The organism is Ensifer sp. ENS06, assembly GCF_014852205.1.
Lineage (GTDB): Bacteria > Pseudomonadota > Alphaproteobacteria > Rhizobiales > Rhizobiaceae > Ensifer > Ensifer adhaerens.
In genome coordinates, this window is the sequence record NZ_JACVBC010000016.1 from 148,362 (window position 1) to 154,960 (window position 6,599).

Consider the following 6,599-nt stretch of genomic DNA (forward strand, 5'->3'; position numbering starts at 1 on the left):
AAGCGCACCCCAAAGACCGACCAGACCCTGGAGCCAGTTGATGAGCACGGTAAGCACCCCGAGCGCTTTGCAGATCGACATCGCCCGGCAGATCCTGCTTCAGGCACAAAAAGAAGGCTGGCGGGCAGGTCATCCGATTGTCGAGAAGACCCTGGCAACAATGTTTGGCGTATCGCGCACACCGATGCGGGCCGCTCTCGAAATCCTTGCGACCAAGGATCTCGTGCGCCTCATCCCCAACAAAGGCTTTGTCGCCGCCACCGATCTCGGCAACGGCACCTACATCGAGACATTCAGTGAGAGCGAAACGGAGCGCCTCAAGCAGCAGATCCTGCGCGACCGCTCTGTCGGCACCATTCCGCAGGAAGTGTCGGAAAATGAGCTGACGGAACGCTACGGCATTGCGCGCGGGACGATCCGCAAGGCGTTGACGCAATTATCCTCCCAGGGCCTCATTCACCGCCAGCGCGGCCACGGATGGGCGTTTGTCGATTCGCTCGACAGCGCAGAAAGCCTGGCCGAAAGCTATCGTTTTCGCATCGCGATCGAGCTTGCAGGCCTTGCCGAGCCGAACTACCGCGCCGATCCGGATGCGCTCAAGGCCCTCATTGCCGAACATGAAAGCATGTTCGACCAGATCAATGCCGCCGGCAGCATCAGCCGCGACAGCTGGTTAAAACTGAACGCCTCCTTCCACGAGACACTCGCCACCTGGTCCGGCAACCGCTTCATCCTGCAATCCGTGCGCATGCAGAACGACCTCAGACTGCTGCGCGAGTCCTCGGTATTCGATCGGCTCCGGCCCGAGCGCATGGAGAGGTCGCTGAAGGAGCACATCCAGATCCTCCGGTATATTGGCTCCGGCGAGATCGAATTCGCCCAGCTTGCGCTGCGGCGCCACCTTGAATCGACGCTGCAGAAAGTCGAGGACCGGATCCGCAGCGAAAGATAACGCCTGCCGAGAGCGCATTTACCCCCCTTTTGGGGAGGCCGAGAAGGTTTGCGATTTTTCGTATTGCATTATGATCAAACAAAAGGCACAATTCGCTCAACCGGAAAACCGGGCAGACCACAAAGAGGAGAACTGAGGTGAACCGTAGACAGAGACTGGCCGCGTCGGCCGCAGCACTAGCGCTGACCTTGGCCTGCGGCCCGGCCGCAGCAGAAACGCTGAAAATCGCACTCAATGCCGACATCCGCAGCCTTGATCCGGGCGTCAACCGAGACGCCAACAGCGACGCCGTCGTGTTGCACATAGTCGAGGGTCTCGTTGCATATAGCGAGGACGCCTCGGTAAAGCCGCTGCTTGCCAAGGAGGTCGCTGTCTCGGACGACGACCTGACCTACACGTTTAAGCTCAGGGATGGCGTCAAGTTCCATAATGGCAACGTGCTGACTTCGGCCGACGTCGTCTGGAACTGGAACCGCTACATGGACGAAGCTACAAAATGGCGATGCCGCAACGACTTTGCCGCGGGCGGCGCCGCCCATGTCGTATCGGTCACGGCACCCGACGACAAAACCGTCGTCTTCAAGCTCGAAAAGCCGAACGCCCTCTTTCAGGCAACGCTTGCCAGAACCGACTGCGGCATGACCGGCATACTCGACAAATCATCGTTTAACGCCGACGGCTCGTTCAACGTGCCTGTCGGCACCGGTCCCTTCCGGTACAAAGAATGGCGTAAGGGCGAATTCATCGACCTCGAAGCCTTTGCCGACTACGCGGTACGCAGCGAAGAAAAGCGGGACGGCTACACCGGCGCCAAGCGTCCGCTTGTCGAGGCCGTCCGCTTCGCCGTCATTCCCGACCGCTCCTCCGCCAAGGCTGCGTTGCTCAATGGCGACATCGATATCGTACCGGACGTTCCCTATGCCGATGTCGAGGAGTTCAAGCAGAACGCCGATACCGCCGTTTCGCTGGCGACCAATCCCGGCATCGTCGCGCTCCTGTTGCAGACGCGCGATCCGCTGCTCAAGGACATGCGCATCCGCAAGGCCATCGCCATGGCTCTTGACACCAAGACCATGGTCGAGGGAATTACGCTCGGTCTCGGAAAGGCCAACAACTCGCTGATACCGCCGACCTCAAAATACCACTCCCCAGCCCAGACCCAGGGCTACAGCTACGATCCCGCGGCGGCAAAGGCGCTGCTGCAGGAAGCCGGTTACAACGGCCAGCCGATCAAACTCATCGCCAATACGCGCTACTCCAACACCTACGACGCGGCAATCGTGGCACAGGCAATGCTGCAGCAGGTCGGAATAACCGCTGAACTCGAAGTGCTGGAGTGGGCGGCACAACTCGACCGATATCAGAGCGGCAACTATACGGCGATGGTGTTTCCCTATTCGGGACGCTACGACCCCGCACTGACCATGGACTCCGTCATGGGCAACAAGGACAAGGAGCCGCGCAAGGTCTGGGACGATCCGGACGCGCAGGCCATGCTCGCCGACGCCGTGCGTTATTCCGACCCGGCCAAGCGCCAGGAGCTTTTCGACGAGCTACATACGCGCTTCCTGGAAACCGTGCCCTTCATCATGCTCTATAACGGGCTCGAGGCTTCGGCCTACCAGAAACACGTCCAGAACTACGCGGCCTCGATCTTCTCCATGCCAAGGGCGTGGGAAGTCACGATCGCCGAGTAAGAGAGTTCGCTCGAGATGCTGCGCTTCATCCTTTCGCGGATAGGAATGGCCGTTCCGACGGTTTTCCTCGTCGCCGTTGTCGTCTTCTTCCTGATACGCCTTGTTCCGGGCGACCCGGCAGCATTGCTGCTCGGCGACATGGCGTCGCCGGAAAGTGTCGCTGCCTTGCGCTCGGACCTTGGACTCGACAAGAACATCCTGACGCAGTTTGCGATCTGGCTGACCAGCGTCCTGCAGGGCGATTTCGGGACGTCGATCACCACGAAGGAGCCGGTGACCCATCTCATCATCGAGCGTTTCAAGGTCAGCGCCGGCATCGTCCTCGTTGCCGTCGCCCTTGCCTCGCTGGTCGCCGTTCCGGCCGGCTTCATCGCCGCCCTCCGCCAGAACTCCAGACTTGATTTCACCCTTGTGTCGATCGCCGCGTTGCTTCTGTCGATCCCGACCTTCTGGCTCGGTCTCGTCATTCTGCTCATCTTCGGCCTCAAGCTCGGATGGTTGCCGGTGGTCGGCTACGTCTCCGTCGCCGAAGACCCGAGCCGCGGGCTGCTCTATGTGCTGATGCCGATCCTCACGCTCTTCCTACACGAGATCGGCGTGCTTCTGCGCATGGCCCGCGCCTCGGCGCTCGAAGTTCTCAGGCTCGACTACATCACTCATGCGCGCGCCAAGGGCCTGCCCGAGCGAACGGTGCTGTGGCGCCATGTGTTCCCCAACGCCTTTGCGCCGACGCTGACGCTGATCGGCCTGGTGCTTGGCAACATGCTCGGCGGTATCGCCGTCGTCGAAACCGTGTTCACGATCCCGGGTCTCGGGCGGCTCCTCGTCGATGCGATCTTCGGCCGCGACTATCCGGTCATTCAGGGATGCCTGCTCTTCATCGCGGTCATCTACGTGCTGGTCAACCTGATCGTCGACCTGTGCTACCCGCTCTTTGATCCGCGAGTGAAAATCACATGAAGACCCTTTCTGCCAATGCGCTGGTTGGCGGCCTGTTCGTCGGCGCCTTCGTGATCGTCGCCTGCCTGGGCTCCGTCTGGACGCCCTATGATCCGATGGCGCTCGACATGAAGGCACGCCTCGCCGGCCCCTCGGCCCGGCATCTGCTCGGCGCCGACGAATTCGGACGCGACGTGCTTTCCCGCTTGATGCTCGGCGCGTCGGCGAGCGGCATCGTCAGCCTTGCCACGGTCGCGATCGCAACTGTGCTCGGCACCGCGCTTGGCGCCATCTCAGGCTATGTCGGCGGTTGGACCGATCGGGTGCTCGTCGCCGTCACCAATGCCCTGCTCGCCTTTCCCGGCATCCTGCTTGCGCTTGGGCTGCTTGCGATCTTCGGCGCCAACAAATTCGGCATCGTGCTGGCGCTTGGCATTGCCTACACGCCGTCCGTAGCAAGGATCGTTCGGGGCACAGTGCTTTCGTTGCGGGAGAAGGAATTCATTGACGCCTCCCGGATTGCAGGCGATTCCGAGATCTACACGCTGCTGCGCCATATCCTGCCGAATTGCATCGCGCCGCTGACGGTCCTGACAACGTCGATGTTCGGGTGGACACTTTTATCTGAAAGCGCGCTTTCCTTCCTCGGCCTCGGCGTGCCGCCACCGGCCCCGACCTGGGGCAACATGCTGGCCGCTGCCCGCCCCTACCTCGCCCAGGCGACCTGGCTTGCAATCTTTCCGGGCCTTTGCATCTCCGTTGCGTTGCTCGGGATCAATCTGCTTGGCGATGCGCTGCGGGATAGGCTCGATCCGAAAATGAGAGGCACGCAATGACCCAGCTAGCACTCCTGACCGTCGAGCAACTCGTGCTCGGCACCTCGGCTGCGATGGCACCACCCGTCGTCGATTGCGTCAGCCTCACTCTTCGCGCTGGCGAACGCATTGGCATCGTCGGCGAATCCGGTTCGGGCAAGTCGATGTTGATGCGCGCTGTCATCGGCCTTCTGCCGCCCGGGATCGTCAGGCGCGGGGGCTGCGTCCGGTTTGCCGGCCGCGATATGAGCGGGCTTGCGCCGGACGACCTGCGTAAGCTGCGCGGCAAGAGCATCGGGCTCATCTTCCAGGAGCCGATGACCTCGCTCAATCCGGCGCTCACCATCGGCCGCCAGATGGAGGAAGGTCTGGCGCTGCACACGACAATGGACGCGTCAGCGCGTCAAAGCGCAATCCTGGCGATGCTGAAACGTGTCGGCATTGCCGATCCGGACGCAGCCGTCCGTGCCTTCCCGCATGAGTTTTCCGGTGGCATGCGGCAGCGCATCATGATTGCCTCCGTCATGCTGCTCGAACCGGCGCTCTTGATCGCGGACGAGCCGACGACCGCACTCGACGCCGTCGTGCAACGTGACGTGCTGGAATTGCTGCATGCGCTGGTCGAAGAGAAAGGCACCGCGATGGTGCTGATCAGCCACGACATGGCGATGGTGGCGCAATATACCGATCGCGTGCTGGTCATGCAGAAGGGTGTCTGCGTCGAGGAAGGGACAACGGCCGAACTCCTCCGCATGCCGCGGCACGACTACACCCGGAAACTTCTTTCGGCCCTGCCGCGCCGCGTGCCGGCGCGTGCAGTCGCACCGAATGCTCCGCTCGCCAGCGTCAGAAATATGAAGCTTGCCTACGGCAGCGGCACGGGCGCAAAGCCTGTCTTGCATGGCATCGATCTCGATATCCATCCTGGCGAGATCGTCACGCTGGTCGGAGGTTCCGGCTCCGGGAAGACGACGCTTGGCCGCATCATCGCCGGGCTGCTGCAACCGGATGAGGGCACGCTTACCTTCCGCGGACAGGTGGTCAATCGCAAAAGCAACGGCTTCGCCGACTACCGCGCCAATTGCCAGATGGTGTTTCAGGATCCCTACTCTTCGCTCGATCCGCGCATGCGGATCCGCGACATCGTGGCAGCGCCGCTCCGGCACGAAAAATCGATGCGCGCCGCAGACCGCCGTGCGCGGGTCGATGAGGTGCTCGCCGAAGTGGGTCTCGCTCCGCAATTCGCCGAGCGGTTTCCGCATCAACTCTCCGGTGGGCAAAGGCAACGTGCCGCCATCGCCCGCGCGCTTGCTCGCCGGCCCGACCTTGTCATCGCCGACGAGGCGGTCTCAGCGCTCGACCTGACCGTAAAGGCACAGATCCTCACCCTTTTGAGCAAACTGCAGCGAGAACAAGGTTTTGCATGCCTCTTCATCTCCCATGACCTGGGCGTCGTAGAGCAGATCGCCGATAGAGTTGTGGTCATGCACAAGGGCGTTATCGAAGAACAGGGCAGCCGCGACGAGATCTTCGACCGCCCATCCTCGGCCTATACGCGCAAGCTCCTGTCTGCCGTACCGATGCTGACCCCGGCGGCCGGCGGAGGCATCGATCTCGTCTGGCGCGCCGCTTGACGGGAGCTGCTCGCGCCACAAAAACTTAAGTCGTCGCGCCTGGCGCCTTCGGCTTGGGACCCGGTGGCCGCATCGCTTTCCAGTCAAGGTCGCCTGGCCAGGCGACCTGTTCCCCATTGACCTGATCCTACGGCATCGCGCTCAAAGCGGCGAACTTCATTCAGTAAAGGGTTTCCCATGGCTCACTATCCAGACATCCTGCTTCATATCGACGGCGCCTGGCGGCCGGCGCGTTCCGGCAAGACCATTCCCGTCATCGACCCGGCCAACGAGGAAACGATCGGCCAGGTGGCCTGGGCCGAAGTGGAAGACCTCAATGAGGCGCTTGCGGCCGCCGAGAAGGGCTTCAAGACGTGGCGGGCAACCTCCGCCTTCGACCGCGCCCAGGTGATGCGGTCGGCAGCCGCCCTGCTGCGCGAACGGGCCGGCGACATCGCCTTTCTGATGACGCGCGAGCAAGGCAAACCGCTTGCCCAGTCGAAGGGCGAGATCCTTGGCGCCGCCGACATCATCGAGTGGTTCGCCGAGGAGGGAAAGCGGGCCTACGGCCAGATCATTCCGC

At 62.2% G+C, this 6,599-nt stretch carries 6 protein-coding genes; all 6 read left to right on the plus strand.

Going from position 1 to position 6,599, the window contains the following annotated elements; genetic code table 11:
• Positions 1-40: 40 nt before the first annotated feature.
• Positions 41-952, plus strand: coding sequence for a GntR family transcriptional regulator (locus IB279_RS32505; protein WP_060518991.1), 912 nt, complete (start codon positions 41-43; stop codon positions 950-952).
• 137 nt (positions 953-1,089) lie between these two features.
• Positions 1,090-2,649: an ABC transporter substrate-binding protein gene (locus IB279_RS32510; RefSeq protein WP_113188500.1), complete on the plus strand. Its 1,560-nt coding sequence runs from the start codon at positions 1,090-1,092 to the stop codon at positions 2,647-2,649.
• Between the two features lie 15 nt (positions 2,650-2,664).
• Complete coding sequence (locus IB279_RS32515; RefSeq protein WP_034803329.1) at positions 2,665-3,609, plus strand: ABC transporter permease; 945 nt, start codon at positions 2,665-2,667, stop codon at positions 3,607-3,609.
• Positions 3,606-4,424: an ABC transporter permease gene (locus tag IB279_RS32520; RefSeq protein ID WP_060518987.1), complete on the plus strand. Its 819-nt coding sequence runs from the start codon at positions 3,606-3,608 to the stop codon at positions 4,422-4,424. Before IB279_RS32515 ends, IB279_RS32520 begins: the two co-directional genes overlap by 4 nt.
• The gene (locus tag IB279_RS32525; RefSeq protein ID WP_113188499.1) at positions 4,421-6,037 is read left to right on the plus strand and encodes an ABC transporter ATP-binding protein; all 1,617 of its coding nucleotides are present in this window, start codon (positions 4,421-4,423) and stop codon (positions 6,035-6,037) included. Before IB279_RS32520 ends, IB279_RS32525 begins: the two co-directional genes overlap by 4 nt.
• Before the next feature lie 177 nt (positions 6,038-6,214).
• Positions 6,215-6,599: aldehyde dehydrogenase family protein (locus tag IB279_RS32530; protein WP_192340579.1), on the plus strand; the 385-nt coding region annotated here is incomplete at its 3' end.

What these genes read in the sequence shown, in the direction of transcription:
- IB279_RS32515 (WP_034803329.1), top strand. Translation starts at nt 2,665, where the DNA reads ATGCTGCGCTTCATCCTTTCGCGGATAGGAATGGCCGTTCCGACGGTT.
- IB279_RS32520 (WP_060518987.1), top strand. Translation starts at nt 3,606, where the DNA reads ATGAAGACCCTTTCTGCCAATGCGCTGGTTGGCGGCCTGTTCGTCGGC.
- IB279_RS32525 (WP_113188499.1), top strand. Translation starts at nt 4,421, where the DNA reads ATGACCCAGCTAGCACTCCTGACCGTCGAGCAACTCGTGCTCGGCACC.
- IB279_RS32505 (WP_060518991.1), top strand. Translation starts at nt 41, where the DNA reads ATGAGCACGGTAAGCACCCCGAGCGCTTTGCAGATCGACATCGCCCGG.